The 25,429-nt window shown below is 56.8% G+C and carries 37 protein-coding genes; 35 read left to right on the top strand and 2 right to left on the bottom strand.

The genetic code is table 11. The features are described 5' to 3' along the window. The first annotated feature begins 2 nt into the window (after positions 1-2). From rplD to bfr, 28 genes are all read left to right on the top strand, one after another. Positions 3-605, top strand: a complete 603-nt coding sequence (gene rplD, locus AD670_RS24255) for a 50S ribosomal protein L4 (RefSeq protein WP_003176424.1) — start codon at positions 3-5, stop codon at positions 603-605. Beyond that, entirely contained in the window at positions 602-901 is a 300-nt protein-coding gene (rplW, locus tag AD670_RS24250; protein WP_002555488.1) for a 50S ribosomal protein L23, read from the top strand. The genes rplD and rplW overlap by 4 nt, the downstream gene beginning before the upstream one ends. Before the next feature lie 14 nt (positions 902-915). After that, positions 916-1,740: a 50S ribosomal protein L2 gene (gene rplB, locus AD670_RS24245; protein ID WP_003210080.1), complete on the top strand. Its 825-nt coding sequence runs from the start codon at positions 916-918 to the stop codon at positions 1,738-1,740. 16 nt (positions 1,741-1,756) lie between these two features. Then, positions 1,757-2,032, top strand: a complete 276-nt coding sequence (rpsS, locus tag AD670_RS24240; protein ID WP_003232420.1) for a 30S ribosomal protein S19 — start codon at positions 1,757-1,759, stop codon at positions 2,030-2,032. 11 nt (positions 2,033-2,043) lie between these two features. Then, on the top strand, positions 2,044-2,376 hold the full coding sequence (gene rplV / locus AD670_RS24235; RefSeq protein ID WP_003103908.1) for a 50S ribosomal protein L22: 333 nt from the start codon (positions 2,044-2,046) through the stop codon (positions 2,374-2,376). Positions 2,377-2,389: 13 nt separating this feature from the next. After that, complete coding sequence (rpsC, locus tag AD670_RS24230; protein ID WP_003176422.1) at positions 2,390-3,076, top strand: 30S ribosomal protein S3; 687 nt, start codon at positions 2,390-2,392, stop codon at positions 3,074-3,076. 12 nt (positions 3,077-3,088) lie between these two features. Further along, entirely contained in the window at positions 3,089-3,502 is a 414-nt protein-coding gene (rplP, locus tag AD670_RS24225) for a 50S ribosomal protein L16 (protein ID WP_003232424.1), read from the top strand. Beyond that, on the top strand, positions 3,502-3,693 hold the full coding sequence (rpmC, locus tag AD670_RS24220) for a 50S ribosomal protein L29 (RefSeq protein WP_002555481.1): 192 nt from the start codon (positions 3,502-3,504) through the stop codon (positions 3,691-3,693). The genes rplP and rpmC overlap by 1 nt, the downstream gene beginning before the upstream one ends. A gap of 2 nt (positions 3,694-3,695) precedes the next feature. Beyond that, complete coding sequence (gene rpsQ / locus AD670_RS24215; protein WP_003176419.1) at positions 3,696-3,962, top strand: 30S ribosomal protein S17; 267 nt, start codon at positions 3,696-3,698, stop codon at positions 3,960-3,962. A 23-nt stretch (positions 3,963-3,985) separates the two neighbouring features. Beyond that, positions 3,986-4,354, top strand: a complete 369-nt coding sequence (rplN, locus tag AD670_RS24210; RefSeq protein ID WP_002555479.1) for a 50S ribosomal protein L14 — start codon at positions 3,986-3,988, stop codon at positions 4,352-4,354. 11 nt (positions 4,355-4,365) lie between these two features. Beyond that, on the top strand, positions 4,366-4,680 hold the full coding sequence (rplX, locus tag AD670_RS24205; protein WP_033059465.1) for a 50S ribosomal protein L24: 315 nt from the start codon (positions 4,366-4,368) through the stop codon (positions 4,678-4,680). Positions 4,681-4,702: 22 nt separating this feature from the next. Next, a complete protein-coding gene (gene rplE, locus AD670_RS24200) occupies positions 4,703-5,242 on the top strand; it encodes a 50S ribosomal protein L5 (protein ID WP_003194642.1) in 540 nt (179 codons plus the stop codon). Positions 5,243-5,255: 13 nt separating this feature from the next. Further along, complete coding sequence (rpsN, locus tag AD670_RS24195) at positions 5,256-5,561, top strand: 30S ribosomal protein S14 (protein WP_003176414.1); 306 nt, start codon at positions 5,256-5,258, stop codon at positions 5,559-5,561. A 206-nt stretch (positions 5,562-5,767) separates the two neighbouring features. Beyond that, positions 5,768-6,160: a 30S ribosomal protein S8 gene (gene rpsH / locus AD670_RS24190; RefSeq protein ID WP_003176413.1), complete on the top strand. Its 393-nt coding sequence runs from the start codon at positions 5,768-5,770 to the stop codon at positions 6,158-6,160. Positions 6,161-6,172: 12 nt separating this feature from the next. Continuing rightward, on the top strand, positions 6,173-6,706 hold the full coding sequence (gene rplF / locus AD670_RS24185) for a 50S ribosomal protein L6 (protein WP_003176412.1): 534 nt from the start codon (positions 6,173-6,175) through the stop codon (positions 6,704-6,706). Positions 6,707-6,716: 10 nt separating this feature from the next. Next, positions 6,717-7,067 carry a 50S ribosomal protein L18 gene (gene rplR, locus AD670_RS24180; RefSeq protein ID WP_003186037.1) on the top strand — a complete coding sequence of 117 codons (351 nt, stop codon included), beginning with the start codon at positions 6,717-6,719 and terminating at the stop codon, positions 7,065-7,067. Positions 7,068-7,070: 3 nt separating this feature from the next. Continuing rightward, a complete protein-coding gene (rpsE, locus tag AD670_RS24175; RefSeq protein WP_003186035.1) occupies positions 7,071-7,571 on the top strand; it encodes a 30S ribosomal protein S5 in 501 nt (166 codons plus the stop codon). Between the two features lie 2 nt (positions 7,572-7,573). Further along, positions 7,574-7,750 carry a 50S ribosomal protein L30 gene (gene rpmD / locus AD670_RS24170; RefSeq protein WP_003176408.1) on the top strand — a complete coding sequence of 59 codons (177 nt, stop codon included), beginning with the start codon at positions 7,574-7,576 and terminating at the stop codon, positions 7,748-7,750. 3 nt (positions 7,751-7,753) lie between these two features. Beyond that, complete coding sequence (gene rplO / locus AD670_RS24165) at positions 7,754-8,191, top strand: 50S ribosomal protein L15 (RefSeq protein WP_003176407.1); 438 nt, start codon at positions 7,754-7,756, stop codon at positions 8,189-8,191. Next, on the top strand, positions 8,192-9,520 hold the full coding sequence (secY, locus tag AD670_RS24160; RefSeq protein ID WP_003176406.1) for a preprotein translocase subunit SecY: 1,329 nt from the start codon (positions 8,192-8,194) through the stop codon (positions 9,518-9,520). Between the two features lie 27 nt (positions 9,521-9,547). After that, a complete protein-coding gene (gene rpmJ, locus AD670_RS31190) occupies positions 9,548-9,664 on the top strand; it encodes a 50S ribosomal protein L36 (protein WP_002555468.1) in 117 nt (38 codons plus the stop codon). A 129-nt stretch (positions 9,665-9,793) separates the two neighbouring features. Continuing rightward, complete coding sequence (gene rpsM, locus AD670_RS24155) at positions 9,794-10,150, top strand: 30S ribosomal protein S13 (protein ID WP_024077676.1); 357 nt, start codon at positions 9,794-9,796, stop codon at positions 10,148-10,150. A gap of 30 nt (positions 10,151-10,180) precedes the next feature. Then, complete coding sequence (rpsK, locus tag AD670_RS24150) at positions 10,181-10,570, top strand: 30S ribosomal protein S11 (protein ID WP_002555466.1); 390 nt, start codon at positions 10,181-10,183, stop codon at positions 10,568-10,570. Between the two features lie 18 nt (positions 10,571-10,588). Further along, complete coding sequence (gene rpsD, locus AD670_RS24145; protein ID WP_003176404.1) at positions 10,589-11,209, top strand: 30S ribosomal protein S4; 621 nt, start codon at positions 10,589-10,591, stop codon at positions 11,207-11,209. A gap of 22 nt (positions 11,210-11,231) precedes the next feature. After that, a complete protein-coding gene (rpoA, locus tag AD670_RS24140) occupies positions 11,232-12,233 on the top strand; it encodes a DNA-directed RNA polymerase subunit alpha (RefSeq protein ID WP_003176403.1) in 1,002 nt (333 codons plus the stop codon). A 41-nt stretch (positions 12,234-12,274) separates the two neighbouring features. After that, on the top strand, positions 12,275-12,661 hold the full coding sequence (rplQ, locus tag AD670_RS24135) for a 50S ribosomal protein L17 (protein WP_003176402.1): 387 nt from the start codon (positions 12,275-12,277) through the stop codon (positions 12,659-12,661). 237 nt (positions 12,662-12,898) lie between these two features. Next, the gene (locus tag AD670_RS24130) at positions 12,899-14,347 is read left to right on the top strand and encodes a catalase (protein WP_053138301.1); all 1,449 of its coding nucleotides are present in this window, start codon (positions 12,899-12,901) and stop codon (positions 14,345-14,347) included. Positions 14,348-14,502: 155 nt separating this feature from the next. Next, on the top strand, positions 14,503-14,967 hold the full coding sequence (bfr, locus tag AD670_RS24125; RefSeq protein ID WP_032884537.1) for a bacterioferritin: 465 nt from the start codon (positions 14,503-14,505) through the stop codon (positions 14,965-14,967). Between the two features lie 64 nt (positions 14,968-15,031). Here bfr and uvrA read toward each other — a convergent pair whose 3' ends face one another. Then, on the bottom strand, positions 15,032-17,866 hold the full coding sequence (gene uvrA, locus AD670_RS24120) for an excinuclease ABC subunit UvrA (RefSeq protein WP_053138298.1): 2,835 nt from the start codon (positions 17,864-17,866) through the stop codon (positions 15,032-15,034). A gap of 178 nt (positions 17,867-18,044) precedes the next feature. Here uvrA and AD670_RS24115 point away from each other — a divergent pair, with 178 nt between their 5' ends. The 4 genes from AD670_RS24115 to tam all read left to right on the top strand — a co-directional run bounded on the left by AD670_RS24115 (position 18,045) and on the right by tam (position 21,759). After that, positions 18,045-19,439, top strand: coding sequence for an MFS transporter (locus tag AD670_RS24115; RefSeq protein ID WP_024077673.1), 1,395 nt, complete (start codon positions 18,045-18,047; stop codon positions 19,437-19,439). Positions 19,440-19,448: 9 nt separating this feature from the next. Further along, positions 19,449-19,964, top strand: coding sequence for a single-stranded DNA-binding protein (locus tag AD670_RS24110; protein WP_003232445.1), 516 nt, complete (start codon positions 19,449-19,451; stop codon positions 19,962-19,964). Between the two features lie 118 nt (positions 19,965-20,082). After that, the gene (locus tag AD670_RS24105; RefSeq protein WP_053138295.1) at positions 20,083-20,907 is read left to right on the top strand and encodes a hypothetical protein; all 825 of its coding nucleotides are present in this window, start codon (positions 20,083-20,085) and stop codon (positions 20,905-20,907) included. A 90-nt stretch (positions 20,908-20,997) separates the two neighbouring features. Next, complete coding sequence (gene tam, locus AD670_RS24100; protein ID WP_053138292.1) at positions 20,998-21,759, top strand: trans-aconitate 2-methyltransferase; 762 nt, start codon at positions 20,998-21,000, stop codon at positions 21,757-21,759. 21 nt (positions 21,760-21,780) lie between these two features. Here the strand turns inward: tam and AD670_RS24095 are convergent, their stop codons facing one another. Next, positions 21,781-22,344: a cysteine hydrolase family protein gene (locus AD670_RS24095; RefSeq protein WP_053138289.1), complete on the bottom strand. Its 564-nt coding sequence runs from the start codon at positions 22,342-22,344 to the stop codon at positions 21,781-21,783. A 96-nt stretch (positions 22,345-22,440) separates the two neighbouring features. On the opposite strand from AD670_RS24095, the gene AD670_RS24090 reads away from it, so the two are divergent. The 3 genes from AD670_RS24090 to AD670_RS24080 all read left to right on the top strand — a co-directional run bounded on the left by AD670_RS24090 (position 22,441) and on the right by AD670_RS24080 (position 25,426). After that, positions 22,441-23,400 carry a GlxA family transcriptional regulator gene (locus AD670_RS24090; protein ID WP_053138286.1) on the top strand — a complete coding sequence of 320 codons (960 nt, stop codon included), beginning with the start codon at positions 22,441-22,443 and terminating at the stop codon, positions 23,398-23,400. 171 nt (positions 23,401-23,571) lie between these two features. Next, on the top strand, positions 23,572-24,681 hold the full coding sequence (locus tag AD670_RS24085; protein ID WP_053138284.1) for a DUF3182 family protein: 1,110 nt from the start codon (positions 23,572-23,574) through the stop codon (positions 24,679-24,681). Beyond that, positions 24,671-25,426, top strand: coding sequence for a S9 family peptidase (locus AD670_RS24080; RefSeq protein ID WP_053138282.1), 756 nt, complete (start codon positions 24,671-24,673; stop codon positions 25,424-25,426). Before AD670_RS24085 ends, AD670_RS24080 begins: the two co-directional genes overlap by 11 nt. Positions 25,427-25,429: the final 3 nt, after the last annotated feature.

Genomic DNA, 25,429 nt, shown 5'->3' with positions numbered 1-25,429 from the left:
ACATGCAATTAAATGTAAATGACGCTCAAGCGATCGAAGTTTCCGAACTGACATTTGGCGGCGAATTCAACGAGACGCTGGTTCACCAAGCAGTCGTGGCCTACATGGCCGGCGGCCGTCAAGGTAGCAAGCAGCAAAAGACCCGTTCCGACGTTCGTGGTGGCGGTAAGCGCCCTTGGCGTCAGAAAGGTACTGGCCGTGCTCGTGCCGGTACTATCCGTAGCCCAATCTGGCGCGGCGGCGGTACCACTTTCGCAGCTCGTCCACAGGATCACTCTCAGAAGCTCAACAAGAAGATGTATCGCGCAGCACTGCGCTCCATCCTTGCTGAACTCGTGCGTACTGATCGTCTGGTCGTGGTTCAGGACTTCGCTGTTGAAAGTCCAAAAACCAAAGATCTGCTGGGCAAGCTGAACAACATGAGCCTGACCGACGTTTTGATCGTGTCTGAAGCTGTTGATCAGAACCTGTACCTGGCTGCTCGCAACCTGCCACACGTTGATGTGCGTGACGTGCAAGGTTCCGATCCAGTTAGTCTGATCGCATACGACAAGGTGTTGATCACCGTGTCGGCCGTGAAGAAATTCGAGGAGCTGCTGGGATGAACCAGGAACGCGTATTTAAAGTTCTGCTTGGCCCGCACGTTTCCGAAAAGGCTACGGTTCTGGCTGACAAGAAAGGCCAGTTCGTTTTCAAGGTTGCAACTGACGCAACCAAGCTGGAAATCAAGAAGGCCGTCGAAAGCCTGTTCAGCGTGAAAGTTGAGCGTGTTACTACCCTGAATGTTCTGGGTAAGAGCAAGCGCACTGCTCGCGGTCTGGGCAAGCGTAATGACTGGAAGAAGGCAGTTATCTCCCTTCAACCAGGCCAAGATCTCGATTTCAGCAGCAGTGCTGAGTAAGGAAGGGGTGCATCATGGCAATCGTTAAATGCAAACCGACTTCCCCTGGCCGCCGTTTTGTGGTCAAGGTGGTCAACCAGGAGCTGCATAAAGGCGCTCCTCACGCACCGCTGCTCGAGAAGAAATCGAAGACTGGTGGTCGTAACAACAATGGTCGTATTACCACTCGTCACATCGGTGGTGGCCATAAGCAGCATTATCGTCTGGTCGACTTCCGTCGCAACGACAAAGATGGCATCGCTGCCACTGTCGAGCGTATCGAATACGATCCAAACCGTACTGCTCACATCGCTCTGCTGTTGTACGCAGATGGCGAGCGTCGCTACATCATCGCGCCTAAAGGCGTGAGTGCTGGCGACCAGCTGATCGCAGGTGCTTTGGCACCGATCAAGCCGGGCAACGCTCTGCAACTGCGTAACATTCCAGTTGGTAGCACCGTACACGGCATCGAATTGAAGCCAGGTAAAGGCGCGCAAATCGCTCGTTCCGCTGGTGCTTCGGCTCAGCTGATCGCTCGTGAAGGTGTCTACGTGACCCTGCGTCTGCGTTCTGGTGAGATGCGTAAAGTGCTGGCTGAATGCCGCGCGACCCTGGGTGAGGTCTCGAACTCCGAGCACAGCCTGCGTTCGCTGGGTAAAGCTGGTGCCAAACGCTGGCGTGGCGTTCGCCCAACCGTTCGTGGTGTTGCCATGAACCCGGTTGACCACCCACACGGTGGTGGTGAAGGTCGTACCTCTGGTGGTCGTCATCCGGTATCGCCATGGGGCTTCCCGACTAAGGGCGCGAAGACTCGTGGTAATAAGCGTACCGACAAAATGATCGTCCGTCGTCGCAAGTAAATAGAGGGATACGACAGTGCCACGTTCTCTGAAAAAAGGTCCTTTTATTGATCTTCACCTACTGAAGAAGATCGAAGTGGCGGCGGAAAAGAACGATCGCAAACCAGTTAAGACCTGGTCGCGTCGTTCGATGATCCTGCCACAAATGGTCGGTCTGACCATCGCTGTACACAACGGTCGTCTGCACGTCCCAGTTCTCGTTAACGAAGACATGGTCGGCCACAAACTAGGCGAGTTTGCCGGTACCCGCACTTATCGTGGGCACGTGGCAGACAAGAAAGCCAAGCGTTAAGGGGTAAGGAAATGGAAGTAGCCGCTAAGTTGTCGGGCGCTCGAATCTCCGCCCAGAAAGCCCGCTTGGTCGCCGACCAGATCCGCGGGAAGAAGGTGGGCGAAGCGCTCAACCTGTTGGCTTTCAGCAGTAAGAAAGCCGCCGAGATCATGAAGAAAGTGCTGGAGTCGGCCGTAGCCAACGCCGAGCATAACGAAGGCGCAGACGTTGATGACCTGAAGGTCAGCACCGTTTTCGTCAACGAAGGGCGTTCGCTGAAGCGAATCATGCCACGTGCCAAAGGCCGTGCTGATCGCATCGTCAAGCGGTCTTGCCATATCACTGTCAAGGTTGCTGACAAGTAACGGAGTCGAAGAGATGGGTCAGAAAGTACATCCCATTGGCATTCGCCTGGGAATCGTCAAGGAGCACACCTCCGTCTGGTACGCAGACGGTCGGACTTATGCGGACTATTTGTTCGCTGATCTGAAGGTGCGTGAGTATCTCCAAGACAAACTAAAAAGCGCGTCCGTAAGCCGTATCGATATCCATCGTCCGGCACAAACTGCACGTATCACCATCCACACCGCTCGTCCAGGTATCGTTATCGGGAAGAAAGGTGAAGATGTTGAGAAACTGCGTCAGGACCTGACCAAGCAAATGGGTGTGCCTGTGCACATCAATATCGAAGAGATCCGCAAGCCGGAGCTCGACGGTATGCTGGTTGCGCAGAGCGTAGCTCAGCAGCTGGAGCGTCGCGTAATGTTCCGTCGCGCTATGAAGCGCGCCGTACAGAACGCCATGCGCATTGGTGCCAAAGGCATCAAAATCCAAGTGAGCGGTCGTCTCGGCGGTGCTGAAATCGCACGTACTGAATGGTATCGCGAAGGTCGTGTGCCACTGCACACCCTGCGTGCCGACATCGACTATGCCAACTACGAAGCTCACACCACTTACGGTGTGATCGGTGTAAAGGTTTGGATCTTCAAAGGCGAAGTAATTGGTGGTCGCCAAGAAGAACTGAAACCACAAGCACCAGCGCCTCGTAAAAAAGCTGCTAAGTAAGGGGTACGCCAAATGTTGCAACCAAAGCGTACGAAGTTCCGCAAGCAGATGACAGGCCACAACCGTGGTCTGGCTCAGCGCGGTAGCAAAGTCAGCTTCGGCGAGTTCGCGCTGAAGTCTGTAGCTCGTGGTCGTCTCACCGCTCGTCAGATCGAGTCAGCGCGTCGTGCACTGACCCGCCACGTAAAACGTGGCGGCAAGATCTGGATCCGTGTATTCCCGGACAAGCCGATCTCCAAAAAGCCTCTTGAGGTTCGGATGGGTAAAGGTAAGGGTAACGTGGAATACTGGGTAGCCCAGATTCAGCCAGGCAAAGTCCTGTATGAAATCGAGGGTGTAACTGAAGAGCTGGCGCGTGAGGCTTTTGCCCTGGCTGCTGCAAAGCTGCCGCTCGCCACCGCCTTTGTTAAACGGACGGTGATGTGATGAAAGCGAATGAACTTCGTGAAAAATCCGCACAGCAGCTGAACGAGCAACTGCTCGGCCTGCTGCGCGACCAGTTCAATCTGCGTATGCAGAAAGCAACTGGCCAGTTGGGGCAGTCTCATCTGCTCTCGCAAGTTAAGCGTGACATCGCTCGCGTGAAGACTGTGCTCAACCAGCAGGCAGGTAAGTGATCATGGCTGAAGCCGAAAAGACTGTCCGTACGCTGACTGGCCGTGTTGTCAGCGACAAGATGGACAAAACCATCACCGTTTTGATCGAGCGTCGCGTTAAGCACCCGATCTACGGTAAATATGTTAAGCGTTCGACTAAGCTGCACGCGCACGACGAAACCAATCAGTGCCACATCGGCGACAAAGTCACTATTCGTGAAACTCGTCCGCTGGCCAAGACCAAGTCTTGGGCATTGGTTGATGTTCTCGAACGCGCTGTGGAAGTCTAAGGACTAGGGGTCGGAGAAATTATATGATTCAGACTCAATCCATGCTCGATGTGGCCGATAACAGCGGCGCTCGCCGTGTTATGTGCATCAAGGTGCTGGGTGGCTCCCATCGTCGTTACGCTGGTATCGGTGACATCATCAAGGTTACCGTGAAGGAAGCAATTCCTCGCGGTAAGGTGAAAAAAGGCCAAGTGATGACTGCTGTTGTAGTCCGCACTCGTCACGGCGTACGCCGTGCAGATGGCTCCATTATCCGCTTTGATGGCAACGCTGCTGTTCTTCTGAACAACAAGCAAGAGCCGATCGGCACCCGTATCTTTGGGCCAGTGACCCGTGAACTTCGTACTGAGAAGTTCATGAAGATCGTCTCGCTCGCCCCAGAAGTGCTGTAAGGAGATCCGACATGCAAAAGATTCGTCGTGACGACGAGATCATCGTGATCGCCGGCAAAGACAAAGGTAAGCGCGGTAAGGTGCTGAAGGTTCTCGCTGACGACCGTCTGGTTGTTGGTGGTCTGAACCTGGTCAAGCGCCATACCAAGCCTAACCCTGCGTCGGGCGTACAAGGCGGTATCGTCGAAAAAGAAGCGCCACTGCACGCTTCTAACGTCGCCATCTTCAACGGCGAAACCAACAAGGCTGACCGCGTTGGTTTCAAAGTAGAAGACGGTAAGAAAATTCGTGTCTTCAAGTCGACCCAAAAAGCGGTTGATGCTTGAACACTGCTAGGTAGATAAGACCATGGCACGACTACAAGAGATTTACCGGAAGGAAATCGCCCCCAAGCTTAAGGAAGAACTTAAGCTCGGGAACGTGATGGAAGTTCCGCGCGTTACCAAAATCACCCTGAACATGGGTCTGGGCGAAGCGATCGGCGACAAAAAAGTCATCGAGCACGCTGTTGCTGACCTGGAAAAGATCACCGGTCAAAAAGTTGTTGTGACTTACGCTCGGAAATCCATCGCTGGCTTTAAAGTCCGTGAAGGTTGGCCGATCGGCGTCAAAGTGACTCTGCGCCGTGAGCGTATGTATGAATTCCTGGATCGTCTGCTGTCGATCTCCCTGCCTCGGGTTCGCGACTTCCGCGGCCTGAATGCCAAGTCCTTCGATGGTCGTGGTAACTACAGCATGGGCGTGAAAGAGCAGATCATCTTCCCGGAAATCGACTACGACAAGATCGATGCTCTCCGCGGTCTGGACATCACCCTGACCACCACTGCTAAGAACGATGATGAAGGTCGCGCCCTGTTGCGTGCTTTCAAATTCCCGTTCCGCAACTGATTGGAGTAGGACCATGGCCAAGATGAGCATGAAAAACCGCGAGCTGAAGCGTCAGCTCACGGTTGCCAAGTACGCCAAGAAGCGTGCAGCACTGAAAGCAATCATCGTTGATCTGAACGCAAGTCCAGAAGCGCGTTGGGAAGCTACAGTAGCCCTGCAGAAGCAGCCACGTGACGCAAGCGCTTCGCGCATGCGTAACCGCTGCCGCCTGACCGGTCGTCCACACGGCGTTTACCGCAAGTTCGGCCTCGGCCGTAACAAACTGCGTGAAGCGGCAATGCGTGGTGACGTACCTGGTCTGGTTAAAGCCAGCTGGTAAGTACTTTCAGCGTCCAGGTGGTCTGAATCGCAAGATCCTGACCGCCGGTGACCTTGAATCTGGAACAAGCCCCTTTTGGGGCTTGTTTCATTTCCGGAGTGTGTCTAAAATACGCGGCTCGCCTGAGCCCGTGTTTTTTACCCGGAGATTCTCAGCGACATATGTAGCCGCAAGGCTAATTTTTTTGTATTAGGAGCGTCTAGCCCATGAGTATGCAGGACCCGTTAGCGGACATGCTAACTCGTATCCGTAATGCCCAGATGGCTGAAAAGTCCGTCGTAAGCATGCCATCTTCCAAGTTGAAGGTTGCTGTTGCCAAAGTCCTGAAAGACGAAGGCTACATTGCGGGTTATCAGATCAGCAGCGAAATCAAACCACTGCTGTCCATCGAGCTGAAGTACTTCGAAGGCCGTTCGGTCATCGAGGAAGTGAAGCGCGTTAGCCGTCCAGGCCTGCGTCAGTACAAGTCCGCTGAAGATCTGCCGAAAGTTCGTGGCGGTCTGGGCGTGTCTATCGTCTCCACCAACAAAGGTGTGATGACGGATCGTGCTGCGCGCGCTGCCGGTGTCGGCGGCGAAGTTCTTTGCACTGTGTTCTAAGGGGGGATAAGCATGTCTCGCGTCGCTAAGAACCCCGTTAAGCTGCCAGCCGGTGTCGAAGTCAAATTCGCAGGCCAACAGCTTTCGGTGAAGGGTGCCAAGGGCACTCTTGAACTGAATATCCATTCGTCCGTTGAGATCGTTGAAGAAGCTGGTGAGCTGCGTTTCGCTGCTCGCAATGGCGATCAACAAACTCGCGCAATGGCTGGTACCACGCGTGCGTTGGTAAACAACATGGTCCAAGGCGTAAGCCAAGGCTTCGAGCGTAAGCTCCAGCTGGTCGGTGTTGGTTACAAAGCGCAAGCAAAAGGCACGGTTTTGAACCTGGCCCTTGGCTTCTCGCACCCAGTGGATTACGAACTGCCGGAAGGCATCACCGCTGAGACTCCTAGCCAGACCGATATCCTGATCAAGGGCATCGATAAGCAACTGGTAGGTCAAGTGGCTGCTGAGATCCGCGACTTCCGTCCACCAGAGCCGTACAAAGGCAAAGGTGTGCGCTACGCGGACGAAGTCGTCCGTCGTAAAGAAGCCAAGAAGAAGTAGGGCATAGCAAATGACCGACAAAAAAGTTACTCGACTGCGTCGCGCTCGCAAAGCACGCCTGAAAATGCACGAACTCGAAGTCGTGCGTCTCTGCGTGTTCCGCTCGTCGCAGCACATCTACGCCCAGGTCATCTCGGCCGACGGCAACAAAGTCCTGGCCAGCGCCTCGACTTTGGATAAAGAACTGCGTGATGGTGCCACTGGCAACATCGACGCGGCCACAAAGGTTGGCCAGCTGGTCGCTACGCGTGCTAAGGCCGCTGGCGTCTCGCAAGTGGCTTTCGACCGCTCTGGCTTCAAGTACCACGGCCGCGTTAAAGCGCTGGCTGATGCTGCTCGTGAAGCTGGGCTGGAGTTCTAAGTTATGTCAAATAACGACCAAAAGCGCGACGAAGGCTACATTGAGAAGCTGGTTCAAGTTAACCGCGTAGCCAAAACCGTTAAAGGCGGCCGTATTTTCACTTTCACCGCGTTGACCGTGGTTGGTGATGGTAAAGGGCGCGTTGGCTTCGGCCGTGGCAAGTCACGTGAAGTGCCTGCTGCGATCCAGAAGGCAATGGAAGCTGCTCGTCGCAACATGATCCAAGTTGATCTGAACGGCACCACGCTGCAGTACGCAATGAAGTCCGCTCATGGCGCTTCTAAGGTGTACATGCAGCCTGCTTCTGAAGGTACCGGTATCATCGCTGGCGGCGCTATGCGTGCTGTCCTCGAAGTTGCTGGCGTTCAGAACGTTCTGGCCAAGTGCTATGGCTCGACTAACCCGGTAAACGTGGTTCACGCCACTTTCAAAGGTTTGAAAGCTATGCAATCTCCTGAATCCATTGCCGCCAAGCGTGGCAAAAGCGTCAAGGAGATCTTCTGATCATGGCTACCGTTAAAGTAACGCTGATCAAAAGCATGACCGGTCGCATCCCTAACCACAAATTGTGCGTTAAGGGTTTGGGGCTGCGTCGCATCGGTCACACTGTAGAAGTCCAGGATACTCCCGAGAATCGCGGGATGATCAACAAGGCTTACTACATGCTGCGTGTCGAGGGTTAATCGATGAAACTCAATGATCTGAGTCCAGCGCCGGGTTCCCGTCGCGAAAAGCATCGTCCGGGCCGTGGTATCGGTAGCGGTTTGGGTAAGACTGGTGGCCGCGGCCACAAAGGTCAAACCTCTCGCTCCGGTGGCACCATCGCTCCAGGCTTTGAAGGCGGTCAACAGCCGCTGCATCGTCGCCTGCCTAAGTTCGGTTTCGTATCCCTGAAAGCCATGGATCGCGCAGAAGTGCGTCTGTCCGAGCTGGCTAAAGTGGAAGGCGACATCGTTACTGTGCAGACCCTGAAAGATGCCAACGTGATCAACGTCAACGTACAGCGTGTGAAAATCATGCTGTCCGGTGAAGTGACTCGCGCTGTCACTATCGGCAAGGGAATCGGCGCCACCAAAGGTGCGCGTTCGGCTATCGAAGCAGCTGGCGGCAAGTTCGAGGAATAAATGGCTAAGCAAGGTGCTCTCTCAGCGCTCGGCAAAGGCGGTATGTCTGAACTCTGGGCTCGTCTGCGTTTTCTGTTCCTGGCGATTATCGTCTACCGAATAGGCGCACACATCCCGGTTCCAGGTATCAACCCGGACCGACTCGCAGACCTGTTTCGACAGAATGAGGGGACCATTCTTAGCTTGTTCAACATGTTTTCTGGCGGCGCGCTGGAACGGATGAGCATCTTTGCACTGGGGATCATGCCGTACATTTCGGCATCGATCATCATGCAGCTGATGACAGCCGTCAGCCCGCAGCTGGAGCAGTTGAAGAAGGAAGGTGAAGCTGGTCGTCGCAAGATTAGCCAGTACACCCGCTACGGCACTGTCATCCTCGCCCTGGTTCAAGCTATCGGCATGTCCGTTGGCTTGGCGGGGCAGGGTGTTGCGTTCACTGGTGACTTTGGCTTCCATTTCGTCGCGGTATCCACGTTTGTGGCTGGTGCGATGTTCATGATGTGGCTGGGTGAGCAGATTACTGAGCGTGGTGTTGGTAACGGTATCTCGATGTTGATTTTCGCAGGTATCGTCGCCGGTCTTCCGAGAGCAATTGGGCAGTCTTTCGAGTCTGCACGTCAGGGTGATATCAATATTTTTGCCTTGGTTGCCATCGGTTTGCTGGCAGTAGCGATTATCGGTTTTGTGGTGTTCATTGAGCGTGGTCAGCGTCGTATTGCTGTTCACTACGCCAAGCGTCAGCAGGGCCGTAAGGTTTTTGCTGCGCAGACCAGCCACTTGCCGCTGAAAGTGAATATGGCCGGTGTTATTCCGGCAATTTTCGCGAGCAGCATTTTGCTGTTTCCGGCTTCGTTGGGTACCTGGTTTGGTCAGTCTGAAAATATGGGCTGGCTGCAGGACCTCTCTCAGTCGATCGCTCCTGGTCAGCCGTTGAATATTCTGCTGTTTAGTGCAGGGATTATTTTCTTCTGCTTCTTCTATACGGCGTTGATGTTCAATCCGAAAGACGTAGCGGAAAACCTGAAGAAGTCCGGTGCCTTTATTCCGGGTATTCGTCCAGGCGAGCAGTCTGCGCGCTACATTGATGGCGTTCTGACTCGCTTGACCCTGTTCGGTGCTCTATATATGACGGCCGTGTGCTTGTTGCCCCAGTTTCTGGTGGTTGCAGCAAACGTTCCGTTCTACCTTGGCGGGACCTCGTTGCTGATCGTGGTCGTGGTTGTGATGGACTTCATGTCCCAAGTACAATCGCACCTCGTTTCGCACCAGTACGAATCCCTGATGAAGAAAGCCAACCTGAAGGGTTACGGCAGCGGCATGTTGCGCTGAGTACCCATAAGGTTCGAGGAGTTGGTGATGAAAGTTCGTGCATCGGTGAAAAAGCTGTGCCGTAACTGCAAGATTATTCGCCGCGAAGGTGTTGTTCGAGTAATTTGCAGCGCGGAACCGCGTCACAAACAGCGCCAAGGCTGAGTGTGATCCGCTTGAAGCCCGGCAGCTAGTGCGCTGCCGGGTTGATTATTTGTTATTACAGCGATATTATCTCGCGCCCTATTTCTTGGCTTCCGGGGCGTAGGTAGCTGTCAATTGGAGTCCCACTGAATGGCCCGTATTGCAGGCGTTAACATTCCAGATAACAAGCACACTGTTATCTCGCTGACCTACATCTATGGTGTTGGTCGCACTACTGCGCAGAAAATTTGCGCAGTCGCTGGGGTAAACCCAGCCGCTAAGATCAAGGATCTGAGCGACGAGCAGATTGAATTGCTGCGTGGCGAAGTGGCGAAGTTCACCACTGAAGGTGACCTGCGTCGCGAAATCAACATGAAAATCAAGCGTTTGATGGACCTCGGTTGCTATCGCGGTCTGCGTCATCGTCGTGGTCTTCCAGTGCGCGGTCAGCGTACCAAGACTAACGCGCGTACCCGTAAAGGTCCGCGTAAGCCGATCCGCAAGTAATCGCCCCAGCGAATCGACAGGAAAATTATCATGGCAAAACCTGCTGCTCGTCCTCGTAAAAAAGTTAAAAAGACAGTGGTTGATGGCATCGCCCACATCCATGCATCTTTTAACAACACCATCGTGACCATCACCGACCGTCAAGGTAACGCGCTTTCTTGGGCTACCTCCGGTGGTTCGGGTTTCCGCGGTTCCCGCAAGTCCACACCGTTTGCTGCTCAAGTAGCTGCTGAACGTGCTGGTCAAGCTGCGCTGGAATATGGCCTGAAAAACCTCGACGTTAACGTCAAAGGTCCAGGTCCAGGTCGTGAGTCTGCTGTCCGTGCTTTGAACGGCTGTGGCTATAAGATCGCCAGCATCACCGACGTGACGCCAATCCCGCACAACGGGTGCCGTCCGCCGAAGAAGCGCCGCGTGTAATCCAGGAGATTGTAAAGAATGGCTCGTTACATTGGTCCAAAATGCAAACTCGCTCGTCGCGAAGGCACCGATCTCTTCCTGAAGAGCGGCGTGCGCGCGATCGAATCGAAGTGCAACATTGAAGCAGCACCTGGTATCCACGGCCAACGCCGCGGTCGCCAGTCCGATTACGGCACCCAACTGCGTGAAAAGCAGAAGGTCCGTCGTATTTACGGCGTTCTCGAGCGTCAGTTCAGCGGCTACTACAAAGAAGCTGCTGGCAAGAAAGGTGCAACCGGTGAAAACCTGCTGCAACTGCTCGAATGCCGTCTGGACAACGTTGTATACCGTATGGGCTTTGGTTCGACTCGTGCCGAATCCCGTCAGCTGGTATCGCACAAGTCGATCAGCGTTAACGGTCAGACCGTAAACGTTCCGTCCTACCAGGTTCGTGCTGGTGACGTGGTCGCAGTCCGCGAGAAAGCAAAAAACCAACTTCGCATTGTCCAAGCTCTCGATCTGTGTGCCCAACGTGGCCGCGTAGAATGGGTAGAAGTAGACACTGAGAAGAAGTCGGGCGTTTTCAAGAACGTTCCTGCTCGCAGTGATCTGTCCGCCGACATCAACGAAAGCCTGATTGTCGAGCTCTACTCCAAGTAAGGGCTAGAAAATAGGTGCATCCATGCAGATTTCGGTAAATGAGTTCCTGACACCCCGCCACATTGATGTGCAGGTTGTCAGTCCAACCCGCGCCAAGATCACTCTCGAGCCTCTCGAGCGTGGTTTTGGCCACACCCTGGGCAACGCGCTGCGCCGCATCCTGTTGTCCTCAATGCCCGGCTGTGCAGTAGTCGAGGCCGAGATTGACGGTGTGCTCCACGAGTACAGCGCCATCGAAGGTGTACAGGAAGACGTAATTGAAATCCTGTTGAACCTTAAAGGTCTGGCTATCAAGCTGCACGGCCGTGACGAAGTTACGCTGACCTTGTCGAAGAAGGGTTCGGGGGTGGTTACCGCTGCCGATATTCAGCTGGATCATGATGTCGAGATCGTTAACCCCGATCACGTAATCGCTAACCTGGCGTCTAACGGCGCCCTGAACATGAAGCTCACCGTAGCTCGTGGTCGTGGTTATGAACCGGCCGACTCGCGTCAGAGCGATGAAGACGAAAGCCGCAGCATTGGTCGCTTGCAGCTTGACTCTTCGTTCAGCCCGGTTCGCCGTATCGCATACGTGGTGGAAAACGCCCGTGTCGAGCAGCGTACTAACCTGGACAAGCTGGTTATTGATCTGGAAACCAACGGTACTCTGGATCCTGAAGAGGCTATTCGCCGCGCTGCAACCATTCTGCAACAGCAGTTGGCTGCGTTCGTCGACCTCAAAGGTGACAGCGAACCAGTGGTAATCGAGCAGGAAGACGAGATCGATCCGATCCTGCTTCGCCCGGTTGACGATCTGGAACTGACTGTACGTTCGGCTAACTGCCTTAAGGCGGAAAACATTTACTACATCGGCGACCTGATTCAGCGTACCGAAGTAGAACTGTTGAAGACTCCGAACCTGGGCAAGAAATCCTTGACTGAAATCAAGGACGTTCTGGCCTCCCGCGGTCTGTCCCTCGGCATGCGCCTCGACAACTGGCCGCCTGCAAGTCTTAAGAAGGACGACAAGGCGACTGCCTGATCGTCGTAATCACCGAACGTGAGTTTGGTAAGGAATGAACCATGCGTCATCGTAAAAGTGGTCGTCACCTGAGCCGTACCAGCTCGCACCGCAAGGCCATGTTTCAAAACATGGCGGTGTCGCTGTTCGAGCACGAGCTGATCAAAACTACACTGCCGAAAGCTAAAGAACTGCGTCGCGTTGCTGAGCCGCTGATCACTTTGGCCAAGACAGACAGCCTGGCTAACCGCCGTCTGGCTTTCGACCGTACTCGTTCGAAAGCTATCGTTGGTAAGCTCTTCAACGACCTGGGCAAGCGTTATGCTACCCGTGAGGGTGGCTACCTGCGCATCCTCAAGTGCGGTTTCCGCGCTGGCGACAACGCGCCTATGGCGTACGTCGAGTTGGTTGATCGTGCTACTGCTGGCGAAGCTGTAAGCGCCGAGTAAGACGACAAGCTGTAACGAAGAACCGGGCCTAGTGCCCGGTTTTTTGTGCGCGTAACAAAAGCACGATTTGTACAAGCTTCCACAGGCAGCGCTTGACACTATATGCGCTGGAGGGGTGTTAGTTATTTTCTATTGATGCTTACAATTTAATGAATTTGTAGGTGTCATGTTGATGGTCAATACTCCCTCCAAGCCGATTAGCCGGCAGTTCCAAGTCCGACCTGAGGAAAATTGAGCATGAGCCAGAATAAAATCCTTACTACCGCCAGCGGCGCTCCCGTTGCGGACAACCAGAATTCCCGCTCCGCCGGCCCGCGTGGTCCTTTGCTGCTCGACGACTTTCACTTGATCGAGAAGCTCGCTCACTTCAACCGTGAAAACATCCCTGAACGTCGGGTGCACGCCAAAGGTTCAGGTGCATACGGTACGTTCACCGTCACCCAAGACATCACCCAATACACCAGCGCCAAGTTGTTCGAGTCCGTCGGTAAGCAAACTCCAACTTTCCTGCGCTTCTCCACCGTGGGTGGCGAGCGTGGCTCGGCGGACACCGAGCGCGACCCACGTGGCTTCGCCTTGAAGTTCTACACTGAAGAAGGCAACTGGGACATCGTGGGCAACAACACCCCGGTGTTCTTCATACGCGACCCTCTGAAATTCCCAGACTTCATCCACACTCAAAAGCGACTGCCGCAAAGCAATCTAAAGAGCGCGCAGATGATGTGGGACTTCTGGTCGCACTCCCCAGAGGCGCTGCACCAGGTCACCATCCTGTTCTCGGACCGTGGCATTCCCGATGGGTACCGTCACATGCACGGCTTCGGCAGCCACACCTACAGTTTGATTAACGCGAAGGGCGAGCGGCACTGGGTGAAATGGCACTACAAGACCAAGCAAGGTATCAAGAATCTGGCGCCTGCTGAGGCTGCACGTTTGGCCGGTACTGATCCCGACTATGCCCAGCGCGATCTGTTCGGTGCTATCGAGCGTGGTGACTTCCCGAAATGGCGCGTCTGCATCCAGATCATGACCGAGGCCCAGGCGAATGCTCATTACGAGAATCCGTTTGATGTGACCAAAACCTGGTCGCAGAAAGAATTCCCGCTGATCGAAGTAGGCGAGCTGGAGCTTAACCGTAACCCGCAGAACTACTTCGCTGAAGTCGAGCAGGCTGCATTCGGCCCGAGCAACATGGTTCCAGGCGTTGGCCTGTCGCCAGACCGCATGCTGCAGGGGCGCGTTTTCGCTTACGCAGATGCTCACCGGTACCGCGTGGGTACCAACCACCAGCAACTGCCGGTGAATGCTCCACGCAGCCCGGTGAACAGCTACCAGCGTGACGGCTCGATGGCATTTGGCAGCAATGGTGGTGCGACTCCGAACTACGAGCCGAACAGCTACGCCGAAGCACCCAAGCAAGCGCCTCAGTACGCCGAGCCTGCGTTGGCTTTGAGCGGTGCAGCTGATCGTTACGATCACCGCGAAGACACTGATTACTACAGCCACGCAGGTGCGCTGTTCCGCCTGATGAATGATGAGCAGAAAGCACTGCTCACCAATAACATCGCCGGCGCAATGACCGGTGTTTCCAGTGATGTGGTCCAGCGTCAACTGCAGCACTTCTATAAGGCAGATCCAGCTTATGGAGACGCAATCGCAAAGGCACTGGGTGTATCGCTTAACTGACTCTAAACGATAAGCAGAACCGCCCTCATTTGGGCGGTTTTTGCGTTATTTCAGCTATTTTTCTCCAGAAATCTTCACTTTTCTGCCATTAGTCCCGTGACCTCCAAGTCATCATGGTTCAAACTACAGACTTTCAAGCAGGGAGATGTAGGGCGATGCAAGGTCACCCCGACGTAATCGATTACCTCAACACGTTGCTGACGGGCGAACTGGCAGCTCGTGACCAATATTTCATCCACTCGCGCATGTACGAAGACTGGGGTTTTACCGAACTCTACGAGCGTATCAACCACGAAATGGAAGAAGAGGCACAGCACGCCGACGCACTGATGCGCCGTATCCTGATGCTCGAAGGCACGCCACGTATGCGTCCCGACGACTTGGACGTGGGCACCAGCGTACCTGACATGCTCGCAGCCGATCTTCGTCTTGAGTACAAGGTGCGTGCCGCGCTCTGCAAGGGCATTGAGCTCTGCGAGCAGCACAGCGACTTCGTTACTCGTGAAATCCTGCGAGTGCAGTTGAACGATACCGAAGAAGATCACACCTACTGGCTCGAAAAGCAGTTGGGCCTGATCAAGCTGGTTGGCTTGGAAAACTACCTGCAATCGCAGTTCTGATTTCCGGCCACCAAAAAGCCCCTGTCACCGTAAGGTGTCAGGGGCTTTTTCATTGCCCAATAGATCAGGCGCGATCGCGCTCCAGCAACGGCTTCAAATAGTAACCGGTGTGAGATTGCGACATTTCGGAGACCTGCTCCGGCGTACCCACCGCGATGATCTGGCCGCCCTTGGATCCACCTTCCGGCCCTAGATCGACCAGCCAGTCGGCGGTCTTGATCACATCGAGGTTGTGCTCGATCACCACCACGGTGTTGCCGTGGTCTCGCAAGCGGTGCAACACGTCCAGCAACTGCTGAATATCCGCGAAGTGCAGACCGGTTGTTGGTTCATCCAGGATATACAAGGTCTTGCCAGTATCGCGTTTGGACAGCTCGCGAGACAGCTTCACCCGCTGCGCCTCACCACCGGACAACGTCGTCGCCGACTGCCCCAGCTTGATATACGACAGGCCCACATCCATCAGCGTCTGCAGCTTGCGCGCCAACGCCGGAACCGCATCGAAGAACACCCGGGCTTCCTCGATGGTCATCTCCAGGGTTTCATGGATGCTCTTACCCTTGTACTTGATCTCCAGGGTTTCACGGTTATAGCGCTTACTCTTGCATACATCGCACGGCACGTAGATGTCTGGCAGGAAGTGCATCTCTACTTTGATCAGGCCGTCGCCCTGGCACGCTTCGCAGCGCCCGCCCTTGACGTTGAACGAGAACCGCCCTGGCCCGTAGCCACGCGAGCGCGACTCTGGTACCCCGGCGAACAGTTCGCGAATGGGTGTAAACAGCCCGGTATAGGTCGCCGGGTTGGAGCGCGGTGTGCGGCCAATCGGGCTCTGGTCGATATCGACCACCTTGTCCAGGTGTTCCAAGCCCTTGATGCTGTCGTGCGCCGCTGCTTCCAGGGTGGTCGCGCCGTTCAAGGCGGTGGCACTCAGGGGGAACAGCGTGTTGTTGATCAGCGTCGACTTGCCTGAGCCGGAAACACCGGTCACGCAGGTCAGAAGCCCCAGGGGGATTTCCAGGTCAACATTGCGCAAATTGTTGCCGCGCGCGCCCTTGAGGTGCAATGCCATCTTCTTGTTGCGCGGTGTGCGCTTGGCTGGCACTGCGATCTTCACGCGGCCAGACAGGTACTTGCCGGTCAACGAGTCCGGATGTGCCATTACCTCGGCAGGCGTGCCCTCGGCAACAATATGCCCACCATGCACGCCGGCGCCTGGGCCAATATCGACCACGTAGTCTGCCAGGCGAATCGCGTCTTCATCGTGCTCGACCACGATCACCGTGTTGCCGATGTCCCGCAGGTGTTTCAACGTGCCCAACAGGCGATCGTTGTCGCGCTGGTGCAAACCAATCGATGGTTCATCGAGGATGTACAACACCCCCACCAGGCCGGCACCAATCTGGCTGGCCAGGCGAATCCGCTGAGCTTCACCGCCGGACAAGGTGTCGGCGCTGCGGTCCAGGGATAGATAGTCCAGGCCTACGTTAACCAGGAACTGCAAGCGCTCGCGAATTTCCTTGAGGATCTTGTCGGCAATTTCCCCACGTCGTCCGGTCAGCTTCAGTACACCAAAGTATTCGCAGGCATCGCCGATCGGCAGGTTGGTCACCGCGGGCAAGGTTTTCTCGCCGACCCACACATGCCGTGCTTCACGACGCAGGCGAGTGCCCCGGCAATCCGGGCAGGGTTGGGTACTGAGGAATTTCGCCAGCTCTTCTCGCACGCTCGCCGATTCAGTCTCACGGTAGCGCCGCTCCAGGTTCGGTACGATGCCTTCGAACGGGTGGGAGCGCTTGACGATGTCGCCACGGTCGTTCAGGTACTTGAAGTCGACGTTCTGCGAACCACTGCCATTAAGGATGACTTTCTGCTGGTCTGCCGGCAGTTGGTTGAATGGCACTTCAAGGCTGAACTTGTAGTGCGACGCCAGCGACCCCAGCATCTGGAAGTAGTACACGTTACGCCTGTCCCAGCCGCGTATCGCCCCCTCTGCCAACGTCAGGTCACCATTGACCAGGCGCTTGATGTCGAAGAATTGCTTCACGCCCAGGCCATCGCAGGTCGGGCAGGCGCCGGCCGGGTTATTGAAGGAGAACAGCTTAGGCTCCAACTCGCTGATGGCATGGCCACAGATAGGGCAGGCAAACCGCGCGGAGAAGATGATCTCTTCGCCCGGCTCGTCATCCATTGGCGCCACCAGGGCAATCCCGTCCGCCAGCTTCAACGCGGTTTCGAACGATTCCGCCAGACGCTGCTGCAGGTCGGCACGCACCTTGAAGCGATCGACCACGACATCAATCGAGTGCTTCTTCTGTTTATCGAGCTTCGGCGCTTCGTCCAGTTCATAGAGCTTGCCGTTGATGCGCGCACGCACGAAACCTTGCGCACGCAGCTCTTCGAATACAGAGAGATGTTCACCCTTGCGCTCGCGAATGACCGGCGCCAGCAGCATCAGCTTGGCGCCTTCGGGCTGGGCCAGCACCAGGTCGACCATTTGGCTGACGGTCTGGGCTTCCAGCGGAATGTCGTGGTCCGGGCAGCGCGGGATACCTACCCGCGCGTACAGCAGGCGCAGGTAGTCGTAGATTTCGGTGATGGTGCCCACGGTGGAGCGTGGGTTATGGGAGGTCGACTTCTGTTCGATGGAAATCGCCGGCGACAGGCCTTCGATGGTGTCGACGTCAGGCTTTTCCATCATCGACAGGAACTGACGGGCATAGGCCGACAGCGATTCCACATAGCGACGCTGACCTTCGGCATACAGCGTGTCGAACGCCAGGGACGATTTGCCGGAGCCGGACAAGCCGGTGATGACGATCAGTTTGTCCCGGGGCAGGGTCAGGTCGATGTTCTTCAGGTTGTGGGTTCTAGCCCCACGAATCAGGATCTTGTCCAAGATGGCCTCGCACGGCGGGCGTAAATAATGCAGGAGTATACGGCTAAAGACTGGATGAATATACACTGTCAAAGTGCCGGGTGCAGCCTTACATGAAAGCTGCGCGGCAAAGCGCCGCATATACCCTCTCAATCGATGGGACTGGTAGAATCGCCGCCGGTTCACACGAGGTTTTTCCATGCACGATCCCCACAGCGAACGCATGAGTAGCGGCGAGACCCGAGCAGCAAGCGGTCTGGCCCTGGTGTTCGCGTTCCGTATGCTTGGCATGTTCATGGTGTTGCCGGTACTGGCGACCTATGGAATGGATCTGGCAGGCGCGACCCCCGCATTGATCGGCCTGGCAATTGGCGCCTATGGCCTGACCCAGGCGATTTTTCAGATTCCATTCGGGATCATTTCCGACCGTATTGGCCGTCGTCCAGTGATTTACCTGGGCCTGATCGTCTTCGCCCTCGGCAGCGTGCTCGCGGCACAATCCGATTCGATCTGGGGCGTGATCGCCGGACGCATCCTGCAAGGCGCCGGGGCGATTTCCGCTGCCGTCATGGCGCTGCTCTCCGATCTGACCCGTGAGCAACACCGCACCAAGGCTATGGCCATGATCGGCATGACCATCGGCCTGTCGTTCGCCGTGGCCATGGTCGTGGGCCCATTGCTGACGCGCGCCTTTGGCCTGCATGGCTTGTTCCTTGCCACCGGCGGCATGGCGTTGTTCGGGATCGTGATCGTGGCCTTTATGGTGCCGCGCTCCACCGGCACCTTGCAGCACCGTGAATCCGGTGTGGCGCGCAAGGCATTGTTGCCGACGCTCAAGCACCCGGACCTGCTGCGCCTGGATTTGGGTATCTTCGTGTTGCACGCAATGCTGATGTGCAGCTTCGTCGCCTTGCCCCTGGCCCTGGTGCAAAAAGCCGGGCTGCCCAAGGAACAGCATTGGTGGGTCTACCTAACGGCCTTGCTGATCTCTTTCTTTGCCATGATCCCGTTCATCATCTATGGCGAGAAGAAACGCAAAATGAAACGAGTTTTGCTCGGTGCCGTCGCGACATTGATGCTCACTGAACTATTCTTCTGGCAGTTCGGCGACAGCCTACGGGCGCTGGTTATCGGCACGGTGGTGTTCTTCACCGCGTTCAACCTGCTGGAGGCTTCATTGCCTTCGCTGATCAGTAAAGTTTCACCGGCCGGCGGCAAAGGCACGGCGATGGGGGTGTATTCCACCAGCCAGTTCCTTGGCTCGGCGCTGGGCGGCATCATGGGCGGCTGGATGTTCCAGCATGGCGGTTTGTCGGTTGTGTTCCTCGGATGCGCCGGGCTGGCTGCACTTTGGTTGGCCTTTGCTGTTACCATGCGTGAACCTCCCTACGTCACAAGCCTGCGTTTGCCGCTATCGCCTGAGGCGATCCGTGAAAGCGGTCTGGTAGAGCGCCTGAAGGCAGTCGTAGGGGTAACAGATGCAGTCGTGGTCGCTGAAGAGGCGGCCATTTACATCAAATTGGACACCGAATTATTGGATCGCGCGACGCTCGAGCAACTGGTCAACCCAGTGCCGACAGCGCGCCCAGCATAGGAGAACGTTATGGCCCGTGGGGTTAACAAAGTCATATTGGTCGGTACATGCGGCCAGGATCCCGAAGTTCGCTACTTGCCTAACGGTAACGCCGTGACCAACCTGAGTCTGGCGACCAGCGAACAGTGGACTGACAAGCAAACCGGCCAGAAGGTCGAGAAAACCGAATGGCACCGTGTGTCGATGTTCGGCAAGGTCGCAGAGATCGCCGGTGAGTACCTGCGCAAAGGTTCGCAGGTCTACATCGAAGGCAAACTGCAAACCCGCGAGTGGGAAAAAGACGGCATCAAGCGTTACACCACTGAAATCGTGGTCGACATGCAAGGCACCATGCAACTGCTGGGCGGCCGTCCACAGGGCGACCAACAGGGCCAGGGTGGCATGTCCAACTCGGCACCGCGTCCACAGCAGTCGCGCCCGCAGCCAAGCCAGCAGCCACAGCGTGAGTCGCGTCCAGCACCGCAACAGGCCGCTCCGCAACCGGCTCCGGATTTCGACAGCTTTGATGACGATATTCCGTTCTAGGATACCGCTCGGAGCAATCCGTAAAGCTTTCCCGAAAAGCCCCGTGAGCCCCGCTCTCGGGGCTTTTTTACAGGTTCGCACGCAGAACCGCTGATCAACACAATCATGGAAGAACACCGTGTCGAACAAACTGTTCCGCAGCCTACTGGCACTTGTTTTCGCGTCTGGCTGCACCTCGCTACACGCTGACTCAAACACTTCCGCGACGCTCGCCAGTGACAAACGCTTGATTGTCGGTATCTGGGCCATGCAGGCATTGAACGAAGGTCAAACGACGGTGGCTGAGTTCAAGCCCGATGGCCAATTGTTGATGCACGCGTTCGATTGCGTGAAATCAACCCGGGCGCCGACGAATGTGGTCGCGTATTCGGTGTCCGACGATGGCCAGGTGATCAACATGATATTGCCGACAAAAACCATCGAGCTGAAGGTATTGACCTTCTCGCCCCAGGCTATGCAGTTCACCTCCCGAACGGACGGCATGGAGATCAGGTACGACTTGGAAAAAGTCGATAAGGTCGACGCCGTGTGCGACCGCTACCCTCAGTTGAAGGCCGAACAGGCGCGGATGACGCCCTACAAGGCCAGTGATTTCATCGCCGACCCAACCATTCCCGCCCATCCGGATATGGACCGCTACGTCGGTAAGTGGAGTTCCAGCAATTTCGTGATGTATGAAATCACACGAGATGCTAACGGCGGTTTTTACCTGACTACACCCCGGGACAAAAACTGGCATTACCTTTACAACGACGTCCACTGGGTCGGCAATGCACTGCATTTCCAGTTGTATACCTACTCGGATCATGAAGAGGCGTTTCGTCTCCCCAAGCACAAATTACTCATCCCCACGAGTCTTGAGCCCATGCTTGACGGCCGGATGCGCGAGGACTTCATCCTGAATGGCGATCCGTACATGAGTTTTCTGAAACGGATGAAATGACGGCATGGAAGATCGCCGGCCCTGGCATTTGTCCTTGCGGGTCACACGATTTAGGCTGTCACCCACTTCCGAAGAACTAGGAGAGCCGCGATGACCTGGTCTGCCAAGCAATACACGATGTTTGAACAACAACGCACTCGTCCGGTCCGTGACCTGGTCGCGGCCATCCCCAATACCGATGTGCGCACAGCGGTCGACCTGGGTTGCGGCCCTGGCAACTCCACCGAAGTACTGGCCGAGCGTTTCCCCCAGGCGCATGTGACGGGGGTGGACAGTTCCGACGACATGCTGGTCGACGCCCGCAAGCGCCTGCCCGCGCTTAACTTTGAGCTGGCAGACATCGGTGCCTGGAATCCGCCGCAGACATTCGACGTGATCCTCGCCAACGCCTCGCTGCAATGGCTGCCGAACCACGCCACGCTGTATCCGCATCTGGTCGACCAGCTGGCGCCTGGCGGCACGCTCGCCGTACAAACCCCGGACAACCTCAATGAACCTGCTCACCGGCTGGCGCGTGAAGTGGCGGCAGATGGCCCATGGGCGGCAAAGATCAGTACGTTTCAACACAATGAGCGCCACTCGGTGAGCTACTACTACGAGTTGCTGAGCAAACACTGCAGCACCGTGGATATATGGCGAACCACCTACCAGCACCCGTTGGCGGATCATGGGGCTGTGGTGGAATGGTTCAAGGGCTCGGGCTTGCGGCCATTTCTCGCGCCACTGACCGATAGTGAGAAAGCCGCCTTCCTACAGGAATACCAGGCGCGGATTACCCAGGCTTACCCAGCTCTGGCAGATGGCACCGTATTACTGCCATTCCCGCGCCTGTTTATCATCGCGACCCGCTAACGGCATCCAAGTAAGCAGCGGTTACGCCGCTGCTGCTTGCGCCTTCAAATACTCATCCGCTGACACCACACCCGCGTAACCAAACGCCAACGACGCCATATACGCGCCATGCACCTGTGCAGCCGGAATTACCTGCCCGTTGAACTCCAGATCGCGGGTGGCACATGCGTCATAAATCACCGTGACCTTGTAGCCCAGGTCCGCTGCGGCCCGCACCACCGCATCGATGCACATATGGCTCATGCTGCCGACCACCACCAGTTCGGTGATGCTGCGCTGCTCCAGCAAGGCGCGCAGATGGGTTTCGCGAAACGCATTCACGAAATGTTTAAGCACCACCGGTTCGCTGTCCTCGTTCAGCACCTTGGGGTGCAAGTAAGCGCCCTCGGAGCCAGGTGTGAAGAACGGCGCATCCTCGGACGTGAATTCATGGCGCACGTGAATCACTGCATCACCGTTCTGGCGAAAGGCCTGGAGCACTTGCGCCGCCTTGTCCGCAGCGGCCTCCACGCCATCGAGCGGCCACTTGCCTTGAGGGAAGTAGTCGTTCTGGATATCGATTAGGATGAGCGCTTGCTTGGCCATGGGTATTGCCTCGTGATGGGTTGATGGGGCCAGTATCTTAGCTGGCGCCGGGGCGCGGGATTGGCTGCACCGACAATAACAGGGGGAAAACTGACAATGGCGGTTGTTGAGCTGGGCGTGTTGATCTACCAGGGGGCGCAGTTGGCAGCGGTGCACGGCTTGACTGACCTGTTCGGTGTCGCCAACCGGATCGCCGCCGAGCATCAGTCTGCGCAGTTGCCGTTGTTGCGGGTCAGCCATTGGCAAGTGGACGCCAGTGGCCAACCGGTCCGGGGCTTCGACAGCCATCCCGGCCCTGATCAACCGATGATGGCCGTGCTGGTGCCACCGTCGATTGGCGAGTTCAGCGAAGAGCAGGCGCCCCCTGCATTGTTGGCGTGGATTCGCCAGCAACACGCGGCCGGCACCGTACTCGGCGGCGTGTGCATCGGCTCGATCATGCTGGCGCGCAGTGGGTTGTTGGATGGACGTAGCGCCACTACCCATTGGTCTTCCGCCAAGTCCTTTGCCGCACGTTACCCTGCCGTGCGCCTGGAAGCGGATAAGCCCATCGTCGATGACGGCGACTTGATTACCACCGCCGGGCTGATGGCCTGGTCCGAGTTGGGCCTACGCCTGGTCGACCGCCTGATGGGGCCGAGCATCGCCGCTGACACCGCGCGTTTCCTGGTCATCGAACACAGCGACAGCGCCAGCCAATGCGGCAGTAACTTTGCGCCGATCCTCAGCCATGGCGACGCGGCCATCCTCAAGGTCCAGCATGGATTGCAAGCCCGCGGCGCAGTGGACGTGTCTGTCGCCGCCATGGCGCTGGAGGCGGGGTTGGAGGAGCGCACCTTCCTGCGACGTTTCCGTAGTGCGACCGGCCTGAAGCCCACCGAATACTGCCAGCACCTGCGCGTGGGCAAGGCGCGGCAGATGCTGGAATTCACCAACGCCACCATCGACCATATCGCCTGGACCGTGGGCTACCAAGACCCCAGCGCCTTTCGCGCCATTTTCAAGAAAATCACCGGGCTGGCCCCCAGCGACTACCGCAGCCGTTTTGGCGTGTGAATCGTGCAGAACGCCGTGCGTTCAAGGCGGCGTCGTGCAGAATCAGGCAGGCCAACTGCCATCGCCTTTTCGGCAACGGCTTGATTTTAAAAGCATCCTCTTGGAAACAACCTTGGCGTGATACCTGCAGCCTTCCCCTCACACACATGGCGGGATGGCCAAGGGGGACGCATGACCCCGATTCAACGCAAAAAATGGATCGTCGCTCACTCCACGCGAGAGGGCGCGCCCCAGCATGAAGTCGAAACCAACCGCGCCTTGGCCCGTTGGCTGGCGCAGATCCTGGGGCTCAAATTCGGCGGCAGTTACGACCCACAAAAGCATGCCGACCGTGACCTCTACCTGCTACCCACACAAACGCTGGTAGGCCCTGCCCAGGCCCGCGAACTTCACGTCAACGGCCCGGCGGACCTGTGGGGCGGTTACGTCGATCACGACTTTATCTGCACCAAGGCCATCAGCCATGGGCTGCTAAGCCCCGAAGCGAAAGCCCCCGAGGGCTGGTCGCCGTTATTCTGCGAGCGTGTACGCGATGTTGTTCTAGCGGGGCTCAGCGTATTTGCCTTGGCGGATGCACGACCTGCCGCCGAACGCCTGCTTTACAGCGGGCCGATTCGCCTGAAACCCGTGCATGCCTGCGCTGGGCGCGGCCAGGAAGTTATCCACAGCCTTGATGCATTCGAGGCCGTGCTGGCGCGTCCGGAAGCGGCCCAGATGTTCAGCGAGGGCGTGGTGCTGGAACAAGACCTTCACGATGTGGTCACCCATAGTGTGGGCCAGAGTTTTATCGGTGATCACGTGTTCAGTTACTGCGGCGAGCAATACCTGACCCAGGACGGGCAGGGCGAAGAGGTCTATGGCGGCTCCAACCTGCTGGTGGTGCCGGGCGGCTACGAAGACTTGCTCACGCTCGACCTGCCCGACGGCGTGCGCCAAGCCATCGAACAGGCCCAGGTCTTCGATGCGGCCGCCGATGAGGCTTACCCTGGTTTCTACGCTTCCCGGCGCAACTACGACATCGCCCAGGGCCTGGACAGTCACGGCCAGCGTTGCAGTGGCGTACTCGAACAGTCCTGGCGCATGGGGGGCGCCAGCAGCGCGGAAGTCGCGGCGCTGCAAAGTTTTATCAACCATCCCGGCCTCAAGGCCATTCATGTGTCTTCGGTAGAAACCTACGTGGACCAGGCGCTGCCGGCGGACGCTATCGAGGTGTACCGAGGCCCCGCCGAAAACAGCGACTTTCTTCTCAAGTACGTGACGGTTAAATCTTATGACGGCTAGAAGCGAAAGCATTGCGATCGACATCGATGACGAACAGATGAGCGGCACGTTCCTCAGCCCCAAATCGAAGGTGCCAGGGGTGTTATTCGTGCACGGCTGGGGCGGTAGCCAGGAGCGTGACCTGGAGCGCGCCAAAGGTATCGCCGGCCTGGGATGCGTGTGCCTGACGTTCGATCTGCGTGGCCACGCGGGCACGGGTATCCCGCTGTCCCGCGTCACCCGTGAAGACAACCTGCGCGATCTGCTGGCGGCCTACGACCGACTGCTCTCGCACCCGGCCATCGACACCTCGGCGGTGGCGGTGGTGGGCACCAGCTACGGCGGTTACCTGGCGGCGATTCTCACCTCATTGCGCCCGGTGCGCTGGCTGGCGCTGCGCGTGCCGGCGCTGTACCGCGATCAGGAATGGCTCAAGCCAAAGCGTGACCTCGATAAGGCCGACTTGATGGATTACCGCAGCACGCTGGTGCATGCCGAAACCAATCGCGCGCTGCATGCCTGCGCGCAATTTACCGGTGATGTGCTGATCGTCGAATCCGAAACCGACGACCATGTGCCCCATGCCACCATCATGAGTTACCGCGCGGCGTGCCAGCAGACCCATTCGCTGACGCACCGCATCATCGACGGTGCCGACCATTCCCTCAGCGATCCGGTGTCCCAGCAGGCCTACACGTCGATCCTGGTGGACTGGATCACCGAGATGGTGGTGGGCGAGCGGTTGAGCATCATCCAATCCAAATAACGC

The organism is Pseudomonas sp. MIACH, from assembly GCF_001269925.1.
GTDB lineage: Bacteria > Pseudomonadota > Gammaproteobacteria > Pseudomonadales > Pseudomonadaceae > Aquipseudomonas.
Note: the sequence above shows the minus strand (reverse complement) of the source record. Positions and strands in the feature narration are given on the sequence as shown.

Bases quoted from the DNA above. Each gene is read 5' to 3' on its own strand.
- rplD (WP_003176424.1), top strand. From the start codon at position 3: ATGCAATTAAATGTAAATGACGCTCAAGCGATCGAAGTTTCCGAACTG.
- rplW (WP_002555488.1), top strand. From the start codon at position 602: ATGAACCAGGAACGCGTATTTAAAGTTCTGCTTGGCCCGCACGTTTCC.
- rplB (WP_003210080.1), top strand. From the start codon at position 916: ATGGCAATCGTTAAATGCAAACCGACTTCCCCTGGCCGCCGTTTTGTG.
- rplV (WP_003103908.1), top strand. From the start codon at position 2,044: ATGGAAGTAGCCGCTAAGTTGTCGGGCGCTCGAATCTCCGCCCAGAAA.
- rpsC (WP_003176422.1), top strand. From the start codon at position 2,390: ATGGGTCAGAAAGTACATCCCATTGGCATTCGCCTGGGAATCGTCAAG.
- rplP (WP_003232424.1), top strand. From the start codon at position 3,089: ATGTTGCAACCAAAGCGTACGAAGTTCCGCAAGCAGATGACAGGCCAC.
- rpmC (WP_002555481.1), top strand. From the start codon at position 3,502: ATGAAAGCGAATGAACTTCGTGAAAAATCCGCACAGCAGCTGAACGAG.
- rpsQ (WP_003176419.1), top strand. From the start codon at position 3,696: ATGGCTGAAGCCGAAAAGACTGTCCGTACGCTGACTGGCCGTGTTGTC.
- rplN (WP_002555479.1), top strand. From the start codon at position 3,986: ATGATTCAGACTCAATCCATGCTCGATGTGGCCGATAACAGCGGCGCT.
- rplX (WP_033059465.1), top strand. From the start codon at position 4,366: ATGCAAAAGATTCGTCGTGACGACGAGATCATCGTGATCGCCGGCAAA.
- rplE (WP_003194642.1), top strand. From the start codon at position 4,703: ATGGCACGACTACAAGAGATTTACCGGAAGGAAATCGCCCCCAAGCTT.
- rpsN (WP_003176414.1), top strand. From the start codon at position 5,256: ATGGCCAAGATGAGCATGAAAAACCGCGAGCTGAAGCGTCAGCTCACG.
- rpsH (WP_003176413.1), top strand. From the start codon at position 5,768: ATGAGTATGCAGGACCCGTTAGCGGACATGCTAACTCGTATCCGTAAT.
- rplF (WP_003176412.1), top strand. From the start codon at position 6,173: ATGTCTCGCGTCGCTAAGAACCCCGTTAAGCTGCCAGCCGGTGTCGAA.
- rplR (WP_003186037.1), top strand. From the start codon at position 6,717: ATGACCGACAAAAAAGTTACTCGACTGCGTCGCGCTCGCAAAGCACGC.
- rpsE (WP_003186035.1), top strand. From the start codon at position 7,071: ATGTCAAATAACGACCAAAAGCGCGACGAAGGCTACATTGAGAAGCTG.
- rpmD (WP_003176408.1), top strand. From the start codon at position 7,574: ATGGCTACCGTTAAAGTAACGCTGATCAAAAGCATGACCGGTCGCATC.
- rplO (WP_003176407.1), top strand. From the start codon at position 7,754: ATGAAACTCAATGATCTGAGTCCAGCGCCGGGTTCCCGTCGCGAAAAG.
- secY (WP_003176406.1), top strand. From the start codon at position 8,192: ATGGCTAAGCAAGGTGCTCTCTCAGCGCTCGGCAAAGGCGGTATGTCT.
- rpmJ (WP_002555468.1), top strand. From the start codon at position 9,548: ATGAAAGTTCGTGCATCGGTGAAAAAGCTGTGCCGTAACTGCAAGATT.
- rpsM (WP_024077676.1), top strand. From the start codon at position 9,794: ATGGCCCGTATTGCAGGCGTTAACATTCCAGATAACAAGCACACTGTT.
- rpsK (WP_002555466.1), top strand. From the start codon at position 10,181: ATGGCAAAACCTGCTGCTCGTCCTCGTAAAAAAGTTAAAAAGACAGTG.
- rpsD (WP_003176404.1), top strand. From the start codon at position 10,589: ATGGCTCGTTACATTGGTCCAAAATGCAAACTCGCTCGTCGCGAAGGC.
- rpoA (WP_003176403.1), top strand. From the start codon at position 11,232: ATGCAGATTTCGGTAAATGAGTTCCTGACACCCCGCCACATTGATGTG.
- rplQ (WP_003176402.1), top strand. From the start codon at position 12,275: ATGCGTCATCGTAAAAGTGGTCGTCACCTGAGCCGTACCAGCTCGCAC.
- AD670_RS24130 (WP_053138301.1), top strand. From the start codon at position 12,899: ATGAGCCAGAATAAAATCCTTACTACCGCCAGCGGCGCTCCCGTTGCG.
- bfr (WP_032884537.1), top strand. From the start codon at position 14,503: ATGCAAGGTCACCCCGACGTAATCGATTACCTCAACACGTTGCTGACG.
- AD670_RS24115 (WP_024077673.1), top strand. From the start codon at position 18,045: ATGCACGATCCCCACAGCGAACGCATGAGTAGCGGCGAGACCCGAGCA.
- AD670_RS24110 (WP_003232445.1), top strand. From the start codon at position 19,449: ATGGCCCGTGGGGTTAACAAAGTCATATTGGTCGGTACATGCGGCCAG.
- tam (WP_053138292.1), top strand. From the start codon at position 20,998: ATGACCTGGTCTGCCAAGCAATACACGATGTTTGAACAACAACGCACT.
- AD670_RS24095 (WP_053138289.1), bottom strand. From the start codon at position 22,344: ATGGCCAAGCAAGCGCTCATCCTAATCGATATCCAGAACGACTACTTC.
- AD670_RS24090 (WP_053138286.1), top strand. From the start codon at position 22,441: ATGGCGGTTGTTGAGCTGGGCGTGTTGATCTACCAGGGGGCGCAGTTG.
- AD670_RS24085 (WP_053138284.1), top strand. From the start codon at position 23,572: ATGACCCCGATTCAACGCAAAAAATGGATCGTCGCTCACTCCACGCGA.
- AD670_RS24080 (WP_053138282.1), top strand. From the start codon at position 24,671: ATGACGGCTAGAAGCGAAAGCATTGCGATCGACATCGATGACGAACAG.